The 20,069-nt window shown below is 39.2% G+C and carries 21 protein-coding genes and 1 pseudogene; 13 read left to right on the top strand and 9 right to left on the bottom strand.

The window, feature by feature from the left end:
- The first annotated feature begins 110 nt into the window (after positions 1-110).
- From HU830_RS05585 to HU830_RS05545, 9 genes and pseudogenes are all read left to right on the top strand, one after another.
- Positions 111-398: a LytTR family DNA-binding domain-containing protein gene (locus HU830_RS05585; protein ID WP_228765833.1), complete on the top strand. Its 288-nt coding sequence runs from the start codon at positions 111-113 to the stop codon at positions 396-398.
- Positions 395-763, top strand: coding sequence for a hypothetical protein (locus HU830_RS05580; RefSeq protein ID WP_176942792.1), 369 nt, complete (start codon positions 395-397; stop codon positions 761-763). The genes HU830_RS05585 and HU830_RS05580 overlap by 4 nt, the downstream gene beginning before the upstream one ends.
- On the top strand, positions 763-906 hold the full coding sequence (locus HU830_RS05575; RefSeq protein ID WP_176942791.1) for a hypothetical protein: 144 nt from the start codon (positions 763-765) through the stop codon (positions 904-906). Before HU830_RS05580 ends, HU830_RS05575 begins: the two co-directional genes overlap by 1 nt.
- Before the next feature lie 558 nt (positions 907-1,464).
- The gene (locus tag HU830_RS05570) at positions 1,465-2,466 is read left to right on the top strand and encodes an ABC transporter ATP-binding protein (RefSeq protein ID WP_176942790.1); all 1,002 of its coding nucleotides are present in this window, start codon (positions 1,465-1,467) and stop codon (positions 2,464-2,466) included.
- Entirely contained in the window at positions 2,463-3,416 is a 954-nt protein-coding gene (locus tag HU830_RS05565; RefSeq protein ID WP_176942789.1) for an ATP-binding cassette domain-containing protein, read from the top strand. Before HU830_RS05570 ends, HU830_RS05565 begins: the two co-directional genes overlap by 4 nt.
- 13 nt (positions 3,417-3,429) lie before the next feature.
- Positions 3,430-4,389 (top strand): ABC transporter permease, encoded by a 960-nt coding sequence (locus HU830_RS05560; RefSeq protein ID WP_176942788.1) that lies wholly within the window; start codon positions 3,430-3,432, stop codon positions 4,387-4,389.
- Positions 4,390-4,402: 13 nt separating this feature from the next.
- Positions 4,403-5,338 (top strand): ABC transporter permease, encoded by a 936-nt coding sequence (locus HU830_RS05555; protein ID WP_176942787.1) that lies wholly within the window; start codon positions 4,403-4,405, stop codon positions 5,336-5,338.
- A gap of 76 nt (positions 5,339-5,414) precedes the next feature.
- Positions 5,415-7,217: an oligopeptide ABC transporter substrate-binding protein gene (locus HU830_RS05550; RefSeq protein ID WP_176942786.1), complete on the top strand. Its 1,803-nt coding sequence runs from the start codon at positions 5,415-5,417 to the stop codon at positions 7,215-7,217.
- A 229-nt stretch (positions 7,218-7,446) separates the two neighbouring features.
- A pseudogene (locus tag HU830_RS05545) lies at positions 7,447-7,933 on the top strand (RNA-guided endonuclease TnpB family protein); the annotation flags it as partial.
- Positions 7,934-8,069: 136 nt separating this feature from the next.
- Here the strand turns inward: HU830_RS05545 and HU830_RS05540 are convergent.
- Positions 8,070-9,269 (bottom strand): acetate/propionate family kinase, encoded by a 1,200-nt coding sequence (locus HU830_RS05540; protein WP_176942784.1) that lies wholly within the window; start codon positions 9,267-9,269, stop codon positions 8,070-8,072.
- Positions 9,270-9,443: 174 nt separating this feature from the next.
- On the opposite strand from HU830_RS05540, the gene HU830_RS05535 reads away from it, so the two are divergent.
- Complete coding sequence (locus HU830_RS05535; protein ID WP_176942783.1) at positions 9,444-10,625, top strand: NAD(P)/FAD-dependent oxidoreductase; 1,182 nt, start codon at positions 9,444-9,446, stop codon at positions 10,623-10,625.
- Between the two features lie 137 nt (positions 10,626-10,762).
- Positions 10,763-11,464 carry a glucosamine-6-phosphate deaminase gene (nagB, locus tag HU830_RS05530; RefSeq protein WP_176942782.1) on the top strand — a complete coding sequence of 234 codons (702 nt, stop codon included), beginning with the start codon at positions 10,763-10,765 and terminating at the stop codon, positions 11,462-11,464.
- A gap of 136 nt (positions 11,465-11,600) precedes the next feature.
- Here nagB and HU830_RS05525 read toward each other — a convergent pair whose 3' ends face one another.
- The gene (locus tag HU830_RS05525) at positions 11,601-11,993 is read right to left on the bottom strand and encodes an ImmA/IrrE family metallo-endopeptidase (protein ID WP_176942781.1); all 393 of its coding nucleotides are present in this window, start codon (positions 11,991-11,993) and stop codon (positions 11,601-11,603) included.
- Positions 11,986-12,312, bottom strand: a complete 327-nt coding sequence (locus HU830_RS05520; protein ID WP_176942780.1) for a helix-turn-helix domain-containing protein — start codon at positions 12,310-12,312, stop codon at positions 11,986-11,988. Before HU830_RS05520 ends, HU830_RS05525 begins: the two co-directional genes overlap by 8 nt.
- A gap of 266 nt (positions 12,313-12,578) precedes the next feature.
- Between HU830_RS05520 and HU830_RS05515 the strand changes: the two genes are divergently transcribed.
- Positions 12,579-14,639, top strand: coding sequence for a glycoside hydrolase domain-containing protein (locus tag HU830_RS05515; protein WP_176942779.1), 2,061 nt, complete (start codon positions 12,579-12,581; stop codon positions 14,637-14,639).
- Here HU830_RS05515 and HU830_RS05510 read toward each other — a convergent pair.
- The 6 genes from HU830_RS05510 to HU830_RS05485 all read right to left on the bottom strand — a co-directional run bounded on the left by HU830_RS05510 (position 14,636) and on the right by HU830_RS05485 (position 19,451).
- The gene (locus HU830_RS05510; RefSeq protein WP_176942778.1) at positions 14,636-15,310 is read right to left on the bottom strand and encodes a hypothetical protein; all 675 of its coding nucleotides are present in this window, start codon (positions 15,308-15,310) and stop codon (positions 14,636-14,638) included. The two genes, HU830_RS05515 and HU830_RS05510, sit on opposite strands and share 4 nt — an antisense overlap.
- A 201-nt stretch (positions 15,311-15,511) precedes the next feature.
- Positions 15,512-15,967 carry a hypothetical protein gene (locus HU830_RS05505; protein WP_176942777.1) on the bottom strand — a complete coding sequence of 152 codons (456 nt, stop codon included), beginning with the start codon at positions 15,965-15,967 and terminating at the stop codon, positions 15,512-15,514.
- Positions 15,968-16,034: 67 nt separating this feature from the next.
- Positions 16,035-16,700: a hypothetical protein gene (locus HU830_RS05500; RefSeq protein ID WP_176942776.1), complete on the bottom strand. Its 666-nt coding sequence runs from the start codon at positions 16,698-16,700 to the stop codon at positions 16,035-16,037.
- A 625-nt stretch (positions 16,701-17,325) separates the two neighbouring features.
- A complete protein-coding gene (locus tag HU830_RS05495; protein ID WP_176942775.1) occupies positions 17,326-17,781 on the bottom strand; it encodes a hypothetical protein in 456 nt (151 codons plus the stop codon).
- 162 nt (positions 17,782-17,943) lie between these two features.
- Positions 17,944-18,270: a GyrI-like domain-containing protein gene (locus HU830_RS05490; RefSeq protein WP_176942774.1), complete on the bottom strand. Its 327-nt coding sequence runs from the start codon at positions 18,268-18,270 to the stop codon at positions 17,944-17,946.
- Positions 18,271-18,491: 221 nt separating this feature from the next.
- The gene (locus HU830_RS05485) at positions 18,492-19,451 is read right to left on the bottom strand and encodes an NAD(P)-dependent oxidoreductase (RefSeq protein WP_176942862.1); all 960 of its coding nucleotides are present in this window, start codon (positions 19,449-19,451) and stop codon (positions 18,492-18,494) included.
- A gap of 116 nt (positions 19,452-19,567) precedes the next feature.
- Between HU830_RS05485 and HU830_RS05480 the strand changes: the two genes are divergently transcribed.
- Complete coding sequence (locus HU830_RS05480) at positions 19,568-19,984, top strand: winged helix-turn-helix transcriptional regulator (RefSeq protein WP_176942773.1); 417 nt, start codon at positions 19,568-19,570, stop codon at positions 19,982-19,984.
- The last annotated feature ends 85 nt before the right edge of the window (positions 19,985-20,069 follow it).

Below are 20,069 nucleotides of genomic sequence, written 5' to 3'. Positions count from 1 at the left end.
TGCAAAATTATGCCAATATCTTTCATAAGATCCCCAACTTTGATCATCCGAGGAGAAAATAATCATTGATTAAAATGTAGAATAATGCGGGAAAAGAATACTATTTGGCAATGACCCAATTTCTCTTTTTTGAAACCGATAATCGGCAAGTGCAGGCCCATACTCAGCATGAGATCTATCAAACCCGCTTGCATCTATATGAATTGGAACAATTACTGCCTCGATCTTTCATGTGCATTTCAAAATCAACAATTCTTAATTTGAATGCGATCTATGGTATTGAGTATACAGTTTCCAGTACGCGGATTACTTTTCAAGAAACCGCCAAACAAGTTTACGTTTCGCGCAAATATTACCAACAACTAAGACAATACTTAACAGGGGGATCAAGTTTATGAAGAAAAGAAACCGATCCTTTCTCGGATTAGCTTTTATGTTAGGGGCACTATTATTAATTTTGAATCAGCTTACAAATTTTCCAATGGACTTAAATTTACCGCAATCAATAGCCAGTTTATTTTTCCTGTTTGCTTTTATTTGGGGATTGAATCGCCGCATCTTTGGAGTTTGTTATTATGCAGCAGTTATGACAATCATTGTCAATTATGATCACTTCTCAATTCTGAATCGGTTTACACTCGTTTTCTTATTCTTTGTGGCAGTTCTCTTTCAAATTGGTTTATCCTTAGTTTTAGGAAGAATCAATAGTATTGGTGGAAGCCAGCACCAGGGTCTAAACGAGTTCTTAAAATCGAGGCAGTAATGATGAACAGTATTCGCTATTTGCCCAATAATAAAATTTCGGAAATGAACATTAATGCTACGATGTCCAAACTTAAAATTTATTGGTCGGAAGGTACTTGGGAGCAAGATGTAAAGGTTGATTTAGATGTTACTATGGGGTGAGTAGACCTTTTTATTCCCCGGGGAGCTCCGGTATTAGATCAGACAGAAGCAGTTCTAGCTAGTGTAACTTGGACTGAGTATTCATATTCGCAAACGGAAGGACTGGGTTTGTATTTACAAGGAGATGTAGCCTTGGGGAGTGTCAATTTACATTATCTCTAAACATTTCCTAGAAAATAAAGTTTTGGAACGATCACTTTTACAGATTTTAACCGCCACTCGAGCAATAGAGGCGGTTTTTTATTACGTAAATAAGTTCTTGTGGAGGCTAAAAAGTTAAGGAAATTTCGTTAATCAGACGCCTTATTTTTCGCAGCGGCTCGATTCTTGCACTAACAAACTGAGATTAAGATTAAAAAATTTCCATATTGAAATATTACGTTTCTCAGAAAAAGAAAGATTTACAATCAGGATAATTGCCAATTAGTTTGGCCTTTAATAAGTTTTTTAAATTAGAATTAGCTGATTTATCCCAAACTACTTAAAGAATTATTCCATAACTTATATATTAGAAAATGATTAATTTTTAAATTGAAATAAGGGAGCTAAGTGAAATTTATGGTTAAGATACCTTTATTAGATCTGAAAAATGTTCAAACTGAATTTAAGATTAATGGTCAATATTACCCGGCTGTATCGGATTTCAATTTACAAGTCTATCCCAATGAGATTTTAGCGATTGTCGGAGAATCGGGTTGTGGAAAAAGCACGCTGGCAACCACCATTATGGGTTTGCAAGATCCCCAAGAAACAAGAATTACCGGCTCGATTCAATTTGCCGGACAGGAATTAACCGACTTAGATGAGGCTCACTATAATACTTTGCGCGGCGCTAAACTAGGGATGATTTTCCAAGATCCTTTATCTAGCTTGAATCCTTTAAAGCGAATTGAAGCCCAGATTGCGGAAGTTCTTTTTTATCATACTGATCTAACTGCCACCCAACGCCATCAACGAGTTTTGGAGTTGCTGAAGGAGGTAGGAATTGAAAATCCCCAGCGGACTGCGCATCAGTTTCCGCATCAGTTGTCAGGGGGGATGCGGCAACGGGTGATTATTGCGATTGCGATTGCTTGTCGACCAGATTTATTGATTGCGGATGAACCCACAACAGCTTTAGATGTGACCATTCAAGCTCAAATTCTTGACCTATTGCGGCAAATTCAAAGAGAAAGCCAAACCGGAATCATTTTGATTACCCATGATCTAGGAGTGGTTGCGGAAACCGCCGACCGAGTAGCCGTTATGTATGGTGGCCAGATTGTCGAATTGGGTCCAGTGCAGGCCATTTTTGAAAAGCCGCAGCATCCCTATACACGTTCTTTGTTGCGCTCAATGCCTCAGCGGGATAATCCAACTGATGAACTTTATGTCATTGAGGGTATGGTGCCTTCTTTGCAAGAAATGCCCCTGACAGGAGATCGATTTGCCCCCCGAATTCCGTGGTTGAATCCAGCAGCCCATGAACCGAATCCTATTTTGCATGAGGTAGAAACGGATCATTATGTTCGCTGCAGTTGTTATCAACAATTTGAGTTTCCAGAAGGGACAAAAGCATGAGTTTAATTGAAGTGCAAGATTTAGCAGTTTATTATCCACTGCGAGCAGGTTTTTGGAATCGAATTGTGGACACAGTGCAAGCAGTTGATGGGATTAGTTTTCAGATTGAGTCAGGGGAAAGCTTTGGCTTAGTTGGAGAATCAGGTTCAGGAAAATCAACGACTGGTAAGACTATCGTTGGATTAGAAACCGCTACCCGCGGACAAATTCTCTATCAAGGACAGGCAGTAACTCAGGCTAAACAGCGGCGACAGCTAAATTATAACCGGGAAGTGCAGATGATTTTTCAAGATTCACTTTCCAGCTTGAATCCACAAAAAAGAATTGGGGAGATTATTGCGGAGCCCTTGCGCAACTTTAGCCAGCTTTCTCAAGAAGAGGAGAAACTGCGAGTATTGCAGTTATTGGAAACCGTTGGTTTATCAGCCACCGCCTTGTATAAGTATCCCCATCAATTTTCTGGAGGACAGCGGCAGCGAATCGGAATTGCCCGGGCGGTTGCGACGCATCCTAAATTAATTATCGCCGATGAGCCAGTTTCCGCCTTAGATTTATCAGTTCAAGCCCAAGTTTTGAATTTTATGAAAAAAATTCAACAGGAATTACAGATTTCTTATTTGTTTATTTCACATGATTTAGGAGTTGTCCGGCATATGTGCCAGAAGATTGGTATTATGCATCGAGGACGTTTGGTGGAAGTAGGGACTCGCGAGGATATTTATCAACATCCTCAGCATATTTATACCCAACGCCTTTTAGCCGCAATCCCCGAAATTAACGTTGCTCAACGGGCGGCTCAGCAAGAACGGCGGCGAAAAATAGAGCGAATTTATCAAGAACAGCAAGCCCAATATTATGATCCTGAGGGTCGAGCTTTTGACTTGCAGCCGCTGACATCAACACATTGGGTGGCTTTACCCACAACTAAAATTCAACAACTAGGAAATTGAGGGGATCAAGTTTATGTGGAAAACAATTTTACGGCGAATCTTAATCATGATTCCCGAAATTATAATTTTAAGTATTTTAGTTTTTGTCTTAGCTAAAGCCATGCCGGGAGATCCGTTTACGGGGATGATTAATCCCAAATCAAGTCCGGATCAATTACACCATTTGATGAAGATTAATGGCTTGTATGATCCTTGGTATCAGCAGTATTGGAACTGGCTGGTACATTTGTTTCACGGTAATCTAGGTATGAGTTATGAATATCAAGAACCGGTAACCACCTTAATCGCTCAACGCGGATTAAATACCTTCTGGTTAGCCTTATTTACAATGCTCATGACTTACGTGATTGGTCTCCCGTTAGGAATGTATGCTGGTCGGCACGAAGGACAATGGCCGGATACTTTGATTCGAATTTACACCTACGTCACAATGGCAATGCCTTACTTTGTGATTTTAGTGCTCGGAGTTTGGATCTTTGGCTATCAGTTGAACTGGTTTCCGACTAGTGGGTCAGTAGCCGCTAATGTAAGTGGCTGGAGTGGCAATCTTTGGTCTCGTTTCCAGCACATTTTGTTACCGGGATTATTAGGAGCCTTGTTTGGTACCGTTAATATTGTCCAGTATTTACGGTCCGAAGTTATTGATGCCCAAAAATCAGCTTATGTTCAAACTGCTCGAGCTAAAGGAGTCCCGACTAAGGCTATCTATCGCCATCATATTTTTCGAAATTCTTTGTTGCCAATTGCTTCTTTTGCCGGTTATTCGATTACCGGGTTATTAGGTGGTTCCATTTTTGCTGAAATGATTTTTTCTTATCCGGGAATGGGACTCTTATTTTTAAACGCAATTAGTTATCGTGATTACACCGTAATTACGGCGCTAGTTTTGTTATACGGCTGTCTGAACTTGTTAGGTACCTTATTGTCGGATCTAATTTTAAGTGTTGTTGATCCCCGGATTCGTGTCGAGTAGAAAGGAAGGTCTGATGAAAAGAAAAAAGCATTCTAACAAACTTACCCCCGAGTTAGCTGATTTAATGGCAACGGCGGCTACGCAAGCCCCACCGTCGACTTTGAAAACTATTTGGCAAGAATTTAAAGCTAATCGGCCGGCCTTTGGCTCGTTAATCGTAGTGGTAGGCTTTATTGTAATAGTTATCCTCGCTTCGTTTCTAATTAATGTACCGCGGATGATGGAAACAAGTATTATGCATTATTACAGCAAACCTTTTCAAGACGGGCTTTGGCTGGGAGCAGATTCTGGAGGGCGCTCAATTGCACAACAATTAATTGTTGGCGCGCGCAATTCAATTGGGATTGCCTTAGGCTTAACAGTAATTTCTTCCACTTGGGGAATTTGTTGGGGACTAATTTCCGGTTATTACGGCGGTAAAGTTGATTTAGTTTTGCAGCGAATTTATGACTTTATGATGATTATTCCCATGTTAATGACTATTATTGTGCTGGTGACCATTATTCCTAATTATAATGCGTTCAGTTTGACCTTTATCTTGGCGGTCTTTTATTGGATGGGAACCTCACGCTTGATTCGATCTCGGGTTTTGGCGGAGACGCAAAAAGATTACGTAGCAGCTTCTAAGACCTCGGGAAGTCGGGACTTAAAAATTATTTTCCGGGAAATATTACCAAATGTCTCATCATTAATTATTGTCGATACCACCCTTTCTTTTGCTGAAAATATGGGTGTAGAAACGGGTTTATCGTATTTAGGATTCGGATTGCCCTTAGGTACACCTTCATTAGGAACTTTGATTGCTAATGCCAACGATCCGCAAAATATTACCCAGTATTGGTGGACTTGGCTGCCAGCAGCGGTCATTATTATTCTGTTATGTCTTGCAATTAGTTACATTGGTCAAGTAATTCGCCATTCCACCATGGCGGGCCAACAACGCAGTTAAGTCTAGCAAGACTTAAAGGAGGTGAGGGGACTTAAGTACAGATCATTTAATTCAGATAATTAGGGGAGAAAAGAAGATGGCAAAAATTAAAAAATGGCTAGCGGCGGGAGTTACCTTACTTTCCGTGACTGCCTTAGCCGCTTGTGGTAACAATAGTGATTCTAATCAAAGTCAAAAACAAGGTCCGCAGGCAAAGTTGGCGAAAACGTATAGTGCTTCTGGGAAGGCAACAAGTAACGACAGTACTTTAAAATTAGCGGAAGTCGCACCGTCGCCTTTTAAAGGAATTAGTTCGAGTGCTTTACAAGATAATGCAGAAGACGCCGATGTTTTTAGCCCGGGCGGTGCTGACTTTACGACTTTTAAAACCGATCGGGATTATAAAATAATTGATGGTGGTTTAATTAATCAAAAAATTGACCGGCAAGCTAAGACGATCACTTTGACCATTCGCCCCAACGGGAAATGGTCTAATGGCCAGCCAGTAATTGCTAAAGATATTGAATACGCCCATGAAGTGATCGCTAATAAAAACAGTACTTCAACCCATTACAGTTCCGAAATGGGGAGTATTGTGGGGATGAAAGATTACCACAGCGGCAAAGCCCAAACGATTTCTGGCTTTACTTATCCGGAGGGGGATCATGGCAAGAAAGTCGTAGTTCATTACACTAAGATGTCTCCGGCCATGCAGTACGCGGGCAATAATTTCTTATTCCAATGTCCTGAACCTTATGAATATATCAAAGATGTGCCGATTGCTAAATTAGCCGCTGCTCCACAAATTCGGAAGAATCCGATTTTTACAGGACCGTACAAGCTTGACAAGATGGTTCAAGGCGAATCCACCAGTTGGTCGATTAACCCTTACTATTACGGGGCTAAACCAAAGATTAAGCATATTAATATTCAAGTTGTTTCCCAGCATAATATTGCTGCCGCTCTGAAAGCTGGTAAGTATGACTTTACCACTGGAGACCACAGTGTCCCGGCCAGTCAGTACCCAGGCGTTAAGAAACTTAAAAATTATACTTGGGTCGGAAAACCCGCAGCCAACTATAGTTACTTTGGATTTAATCTTGGCCATTACGATGCCCAAAAGCAAGTAAATGTGATGGATTCGAAGGCTAAGATGAATAATAAGAAGTTACGGCAAGCAATGATGTATGCAGTGGATGTCAAAGCAGTTAATAATAAATTCGGTAATGGGTTAGTTTGGCAGGCCAATAGTCTAATACCACCGATTTTTGAAAAATATAATAACAAAAAATTAACCGGTTATAAATATGACTTACAAAAAGCCAAACAGCTTTTGGACGAAGCTGGTTATAAAAAGAGTGGTAAATGGCGGGTACAACCGAATGGCAAAGCGTTGACCATTTACTTTGGCGGGATGCAAAGTTCGGCAGCGACAGAATCCACCTATCGTTACTATATTCAACAATGGCAAAAAGTAGGCTTAAACGTCAAGATGACGACGGGGAAGCCGATGGAAATGAACAGTTTTTATGATACTTTACAAAAGCCAAAGCAAAACAAAATTGATGTCTACACCGCAGCTTGGGCGACAGGAACTGAGCCAAGTCCGGATGGTATTTATGGTGCAGAATCAACCTTTAACATGGGACATTTTGTTACTAAGGAAAACTCCAAGCTCTTAAACCAGATTAATAATGATCAAGCTTGGAACGACAATTATCGTAAGCAGCAATTCCAGAAATGGCAGGCTTATATGAATGACCAAGCGGCTTATGTAGCGGAAAGCTTCAACCTACAATGGACGCCGATCAATCATCGGGTCAAGAATTTTAACGATTTGCCTCAAAATAGCTCCAATTTTTGGAGTGATTTAGAATTAACGGCACCTAATCCTAAATAATTGGTTGACAAGGACTTGAGTAGATTGCTTATCAATAAATCTTATTGAGTCGAAAGTATAATAAAGGACAGTACAACTAACAACAAATCGGATGAGAATTTGATTCTCATCCGATTTGTTGTTTTCTGGAAGCTAATTCACCACAAATTAGTCGTTTGAAAAAGTGATCGATAATCTCTGTGATTATCGCAGATACTGTTGGAATGAAGGTCTAGCTACTTGGAACGACATGTATGATTTGCACATGCTTGCTTCCAGCAGCCTGCAACTAAATACTTATTCTGTCCGGAATGAGTTAGTCACAAATAAAGCTGATTGGCAATATAAATTGTCAGCTAGAACGCTACAACTAGCGATTGCTGACTTGGGAAAGGCTTGGAAAAACTTCTTTGATCGATCAGGCGCAGCCCGATTGGGGCAAACCACATGGAGCTAAAAACTGGGCTGACATCAAGTTAAGTAAACACGTTGATTTATCAGGTGTGCTTAAGGTTATCAGTGTATACCGTGAGAATGGTAAATATTGGGCCAGTCTGCCCTTTGAAGTTGAGTTTAATCCTAAGCCTGAGACTGGCAAGTATTCCGCCGTTGACGTCAATGTCGGTCATTTAAATTACACCGCCGGGGTCATTAATACCTTGCCTAAGCATTTAAAAAAGATTTACCAACGCATTAAGTTTTATCAAAAGCAACTTGCTCATAAGCGGGTCGTTAATAGTTGAATATTTAGTCATTTAAAAATTGCTCCTAATAGTTAGACGTCTAGCTAACTATTAGGAGCAATTCAATTTTATTTCCCTGTGAATTTTGACACTTAACTTTAGCAAATCCCCCCAATTTTTGGGCTAAGAATTATTCTTTAGCGGTCAAGTCATAGGTATCTTGCGCAATCATCAATTCTTCATTAGTCGGAATTACATAGACTTTAACCTGAGAATCAGGCGTACTAATTAAGCGTTCCTGACCGCGCATATCATTAGCTTGCGGATCAATTTTGACCCCCAGATGAGCTAGAGCTTGACCGACAGCTAAACGAACACCTTGATCATTTTCCCCAATTCCCGCCGTAAAGATTAAGGCATCAGGTGTTTTCCCTAATAGCGCCCAGTAGGAACCCACATATTTAACAATTCGGTTGTTAAACATCTCTTGCGCTAATTGCGCGCGTTGATTGCCAGCGGCGGCAGCAGCATCGATATCGCGTTTATCATTGGAGAGCCCGGAAACGCCTAAAAGACCAGACTGATTATTCAAAGCTTTAATTACTTCGCGAACATCAGTCAGATGTTCTTTTTCCATGATATAAGGAATAATTGATGGATCAATATCTCCCGACCGGGTCCCCATCATGATTCCCGCCAAGGGAGTAAAGCCCATCGAAGTATCTAAAGCCTGACCGCTTTTAATGGCGGAAACCGAGGCGCCACTTCCCAAATGTAAAGTAATCAAACTGGTTTCTGTAACCGGCTTGTCTAATAATTCAGCCGCCCGCAAGGTAACATAACGATGACTAGTCCCATGAGCACCATACTTACGAACCTGATACTGATCATAATATTTCTTATCGATCGGATATAAATAATTAATCGGATCTAAGTGCGCAAAGAAGGCATTATCGAAAACTGCAACCTGACAAGCTTGGGGTAATAAATCTCGGAAAACTCGGACAAAGTAAGCTTCCGTTCGATTATGTAACGGTGCTAACTCAGAAAAGTTCTCAATCTGCAACAAAACATGGTCATCAATTACGGTTGAACGGTCAAAAACTTCCCCTCCGGAAACCACCCGGTGGCCAACTCCTTTAATCGCTTCCAAATGTTCCACTATTTTGAGGGATTTAAGCCGGGTTAAAACCAGTGTTGCGGCACTTTCCTTAGTCAAGATTGCTTCCGTTTGCTTAAACTTCTGTCCTTGACCATAACTAACCTTAAATTCTGCCTGTTCGGTTCCTAAGCGATCAATCATCCCTTTCGCAATCACTTTTTTAGCCGGCATTTGAAATAATTGCCACTTTAAACTTGAACTACCAGCATTAATTGAAATAATTAACATCCTATTTGCACCTCATTTCAGTTATCACATTTTATTATACGCTAGTGCAATCGGTTCCACAAAAGGTTCTGCTATTAAAAATATTGATAAATTAAACAATATTAGTTTTCAGGATTTAAGAATAAGTTTATAATGATGGTAATTATACTAATCAGAAAGAAGGATCCGATTTACATGGCTCACATTATTATTTTAGGTGCTGGTTATGCTGGTTTAGCTGCCGCTCGAAAGTTAGCTAAACTGGCTCCTCAAGATACCCAAATCGACTTAATCGATCGCAACACCAAGCACGTCGAATCGATCGAATTGTATCAAGTTGCCGCTGGAACTGCCCAACCGGATGATATCAGTTTCGATATTCGTGCCGTTATTCCCGACCGGGTCAATTTTATCCAAGCTAACGTTACTAAAATCAATTCTGAAGCAAAAACAGTCGACTTTGCCGACCACGAAAGCATGAACTACGATTACATCGTTTTAGGTCTCGGTTTCCGCTCCGAAAACTTCGGAATGGAAGGAGCTGACAATTACTCCTACAAGCTTCAAGACATTCCTTCTGCCGAAAAAATTTATCAAGTAATTAATTCTAATATTCGTAATTACAAGAATTCCCAAGACCCTAACGACCTCAGCATTGCCGTCTGTGGTGCCGGTTTTACGGGCATTGAATTATTGGGAGAATTAATTGAAACGACCAAAATTTTAAAAGCGAAGTACAATGTTCCCGAAATTAAGATTACCAGTATCGAAATGGCGAACCAAATTCTACCAATGTTTGATGCTGGCCTAGCTCAATACGCCGTTGACTTCTTGAGCAAGAACGGAATTAAGATTTTAACTGGGGCTAAAATCAAGAAGATTGAACCTAACGCTGTTGTCTACACGACTGATGGTCAAGAAGAAGACCAACGGGTTTATGCTAGTTCAATTATTTGGACCGTTGGAGTTAGCGGAAGTGATGTGATCAAGGATTCCGGCTTCAATGCCAAGCGAAATCGGATTGTCGTAACTGACTACTTGAATGTTGAAGATCATCCGGAAATGTACGTCATTGGTGATGATTCAGCTTCCATGGATCCTAATTCCGGCCGTCCGTTACCAACAACTGGTCAACTAGCCATTGCACAAGCTAACGTTGCAGCCCAAAATATTGCGGCTGCCTTGAAAGACGCTCCGCAAAAGAAATTCTCCTACAAATCTAAGGGAACAATTGCTTCTCTTGGTGCCAGCCACGGAATTGCCGAAGTCACTACCCCACACTTGAAGCTCAAGGGCAAGACTGCAGCTTTAGCCAAGAAATTCTCCTTTGAACAGGTGCTTTTCGAAGTCGGAGGCTTTAAAGGATTAAAGAAATAGTTTTAATTATGGCGTTCTTTCCGAAAGGAAGGGGCGTTTTTTTAGTCTCAAGATTAGGCTTTTTAAGGACGAGAGTTGACTTTTGAAAGCGGTGCGCTATAATTGGACTATACCAATATTAAAGGGGCGCACAAATTATGCAAGTTATTAAAGTTGCTGATAAAGTTGCTGGAAGTCAAAAAGCATTTGAAATTATTGCCACCGGAATGCAAGCCAATGCGAAAGTCTTAGGTTTAGCTACCGGTAGTACACCCGAAACCCTCTACCAAAAAATGGTCGATAGTGAGCTTGATTTCTCACAAACGACTTCAATCAATCTCGACGAATATGTCGGCTTAACAGCTGATAATGATCAAAGTTACCACTATTTCATGAACCAACATTTATTCCAATACAAACCTTTCAAGAATTCCTACGTACCTAATGGTAACGCTAGCGATTTGGATGCTGAAGCTAAGCATTACGATCAATTGATTGACGACAATCCAATCGATATCCAAATTTTAGGAATTGGTCAAAACGGTCACATCGGTTTTAACGAACCAGGAACTCCTTTCGACTGTGGAACTCACCGCGTTCAATTGACCCAATCAACAATCGACGCCAATGCTCGTTTCTTCGCTAACGAAGACGATGTTCCTCGGGAAGCAATCTCCATGGGAATTGCTTCCATCATGAAGAGTAAGCACATCTTGTTGTTGGCATTTGGTGCTAACAAAGCTGACGCGATTGCTAAAACCGTCAATGGCCCAGTTAGTGAAGATTGCCCAGCCAGCGTTCTCCAAAATCATCCTAATGCAACGATCATTGTGGATGAAGCTGCTGCTGCCAACCTTTAGAAATTACTTTCCAATCAATAAAAGCTGCTGTAATTTTCTAACTAGAAAGTTACAACGGCTTTTTTTATAAGTTAATATTTACGCGGACTTCAGGTCCCTAACGACTCTTATCTTAACGGTAAGAGTCGTTTTTATTTTACGCTGACCACTTAGCTTCAACTAAGTTATATAAACGATAAGGAATCCCAAACTGTTGCGCAAAGACAAGCGGATTAGTAATTTCAATCGCACAATCTTGGCAATACTGACGCAATATTTTAATAGCCTGGAGATCGGCTCGATTTTCAACTTGCAGTTGGAGATGATACAAGTCATTCTGCTGACAAACATCCCCGGACAACAAATGGCCAATTTCATGCGCAATTTGAAAAGGAATCTCCCGTGGTCGGCACCAATTTAAGTTAATAAAGACTAATTTCAACTCTGGTGAAGCCACCGAGGGCCAATCCGCCGGAGCATCATTGAGAATTTCTGAACCATAACCATGATCAAAAGCGTAATTTAATAAATAAGTAATTAGATCATCCATGGTACCGACGTCCTTCAATAATCCGCCGAATCATTTCAATCTCTTCGGGGGGAATCCGGCGACCTTCATAAGCCAGCAGCTTATCTGCTTGAATTGCCTGGGTAATATCAATTGTCTCTTCTTTTGGCTTTGATTCCCCTAAAAGTTCCTCTAATGAAACTTGTAAAACTTGCGCCACCTTTTGTAAATTTTCGGTAGAAGGTGTTTTTAACTTCCATGAATAGATCGTATTTTTGCCCAAGCCGGCTCGATCATTAACCTCCGTCAAATTATATCCATGTTGTTTCGCAATTCTTTTAATATTATCTAAGAGCGCCATAATAGGATTTTCCTCCAATCAGCAGATTTATTTTAGACTAAAGTGAAATTATTTCTTTACATAATTAGACTTTAGTGTAATAATGAGTCCATCAAGAAATTTAAGAACCGCTCCTGGACGTTAGCTAAGCATCTAGAGCGCTTCTTTAGTCCACCTTTATTTTAGAATATAGTCTAAAAAAAGGCAACTACTTGATAACTAAAGACGAAAAGGAGGTCACAATTTCCAACTTAGCTTTATAAATAATTAAAGGAGGATTTGCAAAAATGGCAGATCAAATGGTTTTAGCAACTCAAAAATGGTTAAACAAAACGTATGGTTCTCTGGCCGGTTTCGACCGAGCACCAGAAAACGGCCAAACAGGTTGGGCTACAATTTACAGCCTGCGAGAAGGATTACAACATGAATTAGGGATTACTTCCTTAGCCAATGGCTTTGGTCCCTTGACTAAGTCTAAACTGGCAACTCAATTAGGTAGAATCCAACTTAATTCTTCCAGCAAAATTGTCAAATTAATTAAAGGGGCCTTTTGGTGCAAAGGTATCAATCCTCAAAGTTTTACTGAAAAATATGATGTTTATTTAGGATCCGCAATTAAAAACTTACAAAAGAATGCTGGATTGACTGCTAATGGAGTTTTAACTGTCAATCTAATCGCGGCCCTCTTTGACATGAGTGCTTTTACTTTATTAGCGAAAGGAGATGCCCGAATCCGGGAAATGCAACAAGCTTTAAATAGTCAATATAGTGAACAGTTAGGTGTTCTTCCTTGTGATGGTATCTACCAACGAGATACCAACCAAGCTTTAATCTACTATCTCCAACGAATTGAAGGTTTAGGTTCAACGGCCAATGGGGTTTATGGCCCCGGCACAATTAGTCGAACTCCCACAGTCAACCCCGGAGCCCAAGGGGCAATCGTAAAATTAATCCAGTACGGTCTATATGTTAACGGCTTTTATACTGGCAGCTTTAACGGAAATTTTGATACAAGCGTTAGCACCGCCATTGTCGATTTCCGGAAGTTCATGAAATTGCCACCATATACTGCTACAGCTGACCTAACGGTCATTAAAGGACTCTTAACCAGTAATGGAAATACCAATCGCGATTCAGATACCTTCGACACCGCAACCCAGTTAAGTGCCGCTCAAGCGCAGATGATTAAAAACTATGGCTTTAAGATTGTTGGTCGCTATCTAACTGGTTCGGTGGGAACTGGAACCAATCGACGCAATAAAAATCTAACCACAGCGGAAATTAAAAATTTAACGGCTGCTGGTCTCAAAATTTTTCCAATTTATGAAGATGGCGGTTACGAAGTTAGCTACTTTACAGCTACCCAAGGAATCAACGACGCTGCAGCAGCTGTCTTAGCCGCTCGCAAACTGGGCTTTCCTCGAGCTTCTACAATTTACTTCGCGGTAGATGTCGATATTCAAGCCGGAGATTTAGCCGGGACCGTTGTTCCTTATTTCCAAAGCATTGCCCAATATTGTCAAAACTTGGAATACCAAGTTGGTATTTATGGAACCCGAAATGCCTGTCAGGCAGTTAAATCACTGGTTACTCACAGTTTTGTTGCCGACATGTCTTACGGCTGGAGTGGCAATCTTGGTTTCAAAATGCCTCATAATTGGGCTTTTGATCAATTTGTAGAATACGGAATCGGGGGCGTCGATATTGACCAAGGAGCTTCTTCGGGACGTGATTTGGGGACCAATAAATTTGCTCCTCGTACTGATTTTGTTAGCCCTAATTCAGCTTTGAAAAAATTACTCGGAGATTTTAATTTAAGCGTTGGCAAAACAGTAAAAATTTATAAAGATGATACTCTAGAGTTAAGTGTTACTGCCAGAAATTCCTTGTCTGCTCAAGGAGGATCAGGCTCAATTACAATTAATAAAAACGGTATATCTAGTGTAGACTTAGGTGCCTGGCTTCGGCACCATTCTAATTTGCCTAGTGGAGTCTTAGATATTGTGTTAGATAAAACTGGATCCAATTCACTCTTTACTAAAATCAAATCAGGTTTGATGACAATTAGTTCCGCTGTAAACACTGATCGAAGCTATTCTGTAACCATCACTATTGATATTTTTGAAACTGATCAAGGCCCATTATCGGATGCCTTATCACTTGTTTATAAGGCTAAAGTAAAGATCAATAATAATATTTTCCAAGGTATCAACCCAGAAAAAATTACTAATTCTGTGGCTATAAGCGTATTAATTATAGCAGGAATAATAATTGTAACTAATGGAGGACTCCCCGCAGTTTCCGGTATATTAGAAATCATTCAATTAATTATTTCAAAGATTGCCTAGATATCAACTCTAAAATAATGATTCGTTACAGATTTTAAACTATTATTAAAATTAGGGTATTTATCCAAAATTGCGATATTTTCAGCCGTTTTGGCAATGATTGTTAAACGATTAATCCTTCTCTGAAAGAAATTTTCTGAATGATCATCTTGTGCCAAAATATAATAGTCTTGCGTACTAATAATCATTTTATAAGCGTGTGCCCCTTGAAAAATATTATCCTTTATAAATCTTTTTTGGAAGATTCGATCATCGGTAATTTTGTATTCAGCAGTTCCTGGTAGCGGTTGTTCTTGCATTTTGTATTGGCGCTGTAATTTTCGAGATTGCCTTACTAACTGAGAATAATTTTCCTGAGTTGAAGGACTACAATCTAAAAAGGCTAGCGCAAAATCTTGATCTACTAAGTCTGATCGTTCTAGTGTATGTTGTCGATAATAAGATTTAGTATAAAATCCGTAATACCAAATCTCAAAAACTATACAAACGGTTCCCATAAAAATGTAAAACCAAGTTAATCTGGGATAATCTCTTATTTCCCAAGCAACCACCGCAACAATCATAATATCATAAAAAAAGATATAATATTTCAATCCTCTCATGATACTGTAATGCCACGCTAACTGTAAAATTTCACTTTTTTGTTTCTCGGTTAGATATGATATTAACATGCTCCTAACTCCTAAATGTTGTCTATTTAAACTAGCTCGTAAATCAAATATACAGTTCCGAAACTAAAGATACTATTATTCGAAGTCATCAGCAAAACAACCACCTACAAAAAGATAATTATTTTTCTAGCCCGCGACTGCTGCTGCAGTTGTTGGGCTTTTTTCTGGCAAACTCGAGTAACTTAAAGGTTGAATTTTATTTTAAACCAGTTCATAAACAAGAAACGCTGTCCCAAAACAAATCATACTTTGTAGAAAAGTTAAAACTAAGCTAATCCTATACCAAAAAACAATTCTTTTTTCAGTTCGCGATTGATTTTGTAATCGACGAACTGTTTTTCGACTCATTTTAATAACATAAATATTGGCGGCTATTAAATAGATTCCAATCCAAACAAAAAGTAAAGGAATTCCCAACCAATAATCAGTTAAAATAGAAATCACACTCCCTAATATAAGTACCGTGAAAAAACAAACTTTCACAATTTTGAAATTATGGATACTTTTATCATAACCCTCGGTTTTTAAGAAAGATTGCAACTGTTCTGGGGGAATTTCTCCTGGTGAACTTTGTTTAATAAAATGATTAATTACTAGAATTACTCCCAAAAGTAAAAGCAACAAAATTGCGGCTATAAAACTAATCAGTTCTAACATTGATATCTCACACACCTTGGCTTTAATTAAAAATAAAGAAGAAGTAATTTCCACTAAACACAAAATCCTAATTTAAATCAAAATATCGAGATGTATGCTTCTTTAAATCCAATTCGAAAGATTTATCAGTTGCTAGGATTTTCATATTTTCAGCCGTTTTCTTAATAATAAATAATTCAGGTATATTGCGCCACTTTAATCGTCTCGGAAAGCTTTGATCTTTAATCAGGAGATAATATTGTGTGGTGATAATTACAGCATCATATTTACGGGTCGGCGCGAGAACACTCAATTTTTGGGATAATTCACGTAGAACAAAATCTTGCTCAAACTGATAATTTTCATCCCCCGGAGCTAAAAGATCTTCTTGACGATATATTTGTAAGATTTCAGGAATTTCTTTAACCAATTGGCAGTATTTTTGTTTTATCGATAGCTGATTATCCAAAAATAAAATAAAATTTTTACATCCTTTAAATTGCGGGCCTTGCAGTGCCTTATGCAAATAAACTTGCTCGAGGACAAGCGGCAAAGCTACTATCCCTAACAAACCGACAACTAACCATAAATAAAGATGGTGATTATTAAATAAAGACCAATCGACGCCGCCCCAAAAGATGATTAAAAGATCAATAATCCCCAACAAATATTTAAAGTTATTTAGCATGTGATAGCGCCAAACCAATTTAAGGACGATTCGTTTTTGCTTTTCAGTTAAATAAGAGACTAACATCAACTTAACTCCTAAACTTTATACAATTATTTCAAAACAACTCATATGCCAAATAGGCACCCCAAAAACTAACTAGACTCTCCAAAACAATTAGAATAAAAATTATTTTTCGTAAAAACACAATTCTTCTTTTAGTTTTGAATGATACCCTAATCCTCAGCGCCATTTTATCGCGCGCAGATAATAAAAACAGTAATGAAAATATAAAAAATAGGCCAATAATCAGATAGATCAAGGCAATAAAGAGGCTTGAATCTAATAAACAAGCGCCAATTCCCAAAAAAATAATTGCTACAATGAGTAAAATACATAATTTCCAAAAATTACGTACTTGCCTAGACTTTCTATTTTGTTTGATCGTAGACCGAATCTGCGACCTGGAATATTTTGAGGGTAAACTTTTAAAAATTAGATAGAAGAGGAAGCCAGTTAAAAGATAAATCACCAAAATTAAACTATTAACTAAATCTAGCACTAAGTAACCCTCCGGTCTTGAAAATCAATTTTCTCTAAAAGACTTTTATTTTAGAGTCCCCCGCCAGATCCAAAGCCCAGTTAATTGCAAAATTTCATCTTTTTACTTTTCAGTTAAATAAGACAGCGACATCAACCGAACTCCCAAATTTTAGACATTCTCATAAATCAGATAGGCCGTTCCAAAACTAAAGACACTCCCACTCAAAGCTATCAGGAAAATGATCACCTGCAAAAGGATAATTATTTTTCTAGCCCACGACTGCCGTCTCACTTGTTGGGTTTCTTTTTGACAGACTCCAATAACGTACAGGCTGAAGATGATCAAATAAATTCCCATCCCAGCAAATAATAAAGGCAGTCCCAGCCAATACTTCGTCAAATAACAAATAATCCAGCCTCCGATATAAATCGCCAAAAAGACTCGCCTAATTATTCGCAGATTATGGATAATTCGCGGATAACCCTTAGCATCCATTTTAAATTGTAATTGTTCGGAAGAAATTTTTGACAATACATTCTTATTAATCAAAGAAATAATTATCAAAGATGCCCCAATTAATAAAATAAAGAGAATTAGTGCAGCAACAATGAGCCAAATTAACATTAAGAAACCTCGCCACTTTTGAAGTATAGTAAATAAATTAAAATTAGAGTAATTTGATCTATCATTGAATTGGCAGCAAAATCTGACAAAAACCTTGGGCCACTAATTCCTGCTGATAACATTCAACTATTGGTTGATCTAATAGCCCCAGTTGATAGCGGTCTAAAGTAGCTGGCAAATTACGATAGAAGGTCCAACCGTATGGGCAATTGAAAAAATAGCATATTTATTTCCCGGGATAATTCGCTGCTTTATTGGCAATAAAAAATCAGTCCGTTTAGTAACTAGACCAACTTCATAACGGCAAGCTGACGCTGGTGTCTGCTGGGGATTATCTAAGGCTAGCCCCAAAATTGTCGACCCGAGAAATAAATTTTTTGCCTCTACCCAAGCCTTAAAATCGGTCATGAAAGTCCGATTCTGAGGCCCATAAGCTCTTAATTGTCGCCGATAAGCGATTCGCTGCCCTGGTAAATACTTAATTTTCATCTTCTTCCTCATTTACTTTGAATTTGAATTACTACTGGTTCTAGACTATCCTCAGTTAAAATGAAATTCAGCTCTTTTTTTAAATAATTTTTCCCAGTCGCAATTACTGCTTGCTTTTTCAAGTTCATTAACTAAAATCGACTTTAGAGGGAGTAGCTTTTCAAGCATAAAAAAAGCGTTGGCGCAATTATTGCACCAACACTATTTCGATTCTAGAAGGGTTAATTAATCAAATGGCGAATCGTTTGACCATTCAAATAATCCGAAACGCTATCGGCAATTGAAGCCGCCATGGCTTCCCGGGCCTCGACGGTGGCGTTGCCGATATGGGGCGTCAAGATTACATTATCTAATTCCTTGAAACCTGCGGCAACTTGGGGTTCGTGTTCATAAACATCCAAAGCAGCTCCAGCAATTTGTTTGTTCTTCAAAGCCTCCAAAACGGCGGCTTCATCAACAACTGGTCCCCGGGCAACATTAATCAAAACGGCTTCTGGCTTCATCAACTTTAATTTAGCAGCGTTAATCAAATGCCGACTAGATTCCGTCAAAGCAGCATTGAGGCTGACGAAATCACTTTGAGCCAAGAGTTGATCCAAAGGTTGATAGTGTACAGCTAATTCAGTTTCCTTGGCGGGAGCTAAAGGCGTTGGTTTGTAGTAATTAACTTGCATTTCAAAGGCTTGTGCTAATTTGGCCACCGCTTGGCCGATACTTCCTAAGCCCACGATCCCCAAAGTCTTTCCTTTCAGTTCGTGACCTAACAAGAACAAAGGCAACCAGGCCTCAAAGCCTTGGCCATGCATCAAATGATCGCTTTCAACCACCCGGCGACTTAAAGCCAGCATCAAGCCAAGAGTCAACTCAGCAACCGCATTGGTAGAAACTCCGGGAGTATTGGTGATCTTAATTCCTTTTTCTTTGGCCGCAACGAGATCCAAGTTATCGAAACCGGCCCCGTAGTTAGCAATCATTTTTAAATTCGGATCTTGATCCATAATTTCCCGATCAATTTTAGTACTTAAGGATGGAATTAAAACTTCAGCATCCTGAATCTGCGCCAACAATTCGGCCTGGGAAATAGCGCCTTCTTGAGGATAAACGCGCACTTTGGCGCCAGCATCCTGCAAGCTTTGCAAGAGATTATCCGGTACTTGAGCTGTAATGAAAACTTTGGGCATTGTCATAAAACTGGCCTCCATAACAAAATTTATCTTTACCTTCTTTATTATGGAAGCCTTTTCCTCAAGAAGCAATAGGGCACTTTTTAGTAACCTAGAAAGAGAGGCTTGGCATCATGACTGATGAACTTCGAAAATCTGTCTTAGAAAAATTAGAACGCCAAGAATATAATTGTCCCAAAGAAATCACTTTGGCGATGATTAATGGTAAATGGAAAATTAATCTCCTCTATCATTTGAGCCACGACGGCGATTATTATTTTCATGAATTTCAAGAATTACTGCCGCAGGCTTCCCACAAGGAACTCAATCTTAAACTTCAAGAATTAATCGCCGATGGCTTGGTTACCCGAACTCCCGAATCCACTCGCCCCGTCAAAGTTAATTATTCAATTACCCCTTTGGGACAAACTTTAATCCCGATTATTGATCAAATGTACACTTGGGGCAGCAAACGCCTAAAAGATCTCCAATTAGACGCTACTGCTTTTGCTTTGGGCAAAACCCACGGACATCCCAGCGAAAATGACTAGAAAAAAGTTTCGGCAGCAAGTCGATTTTCCAGCCTAATTATCCGAAAATTTACTATCTGAATAGCTTTCCTAAGTTTAAGCTAAA

The organism is Bombilactobacillus apium, from assembly GCF_013385145.1.
GTDB classification, from domain to species: Bacteria; Bacillota; Bacilli; order Lactobacillales; family Lactobacillaceae; genus Bombilactobacillus; species Bombilactobacillus apium.
Note: the sequence above shows the minus strand (reverse complement) of the source record. Positions and strands in the feature narration are given on the sequence as shown.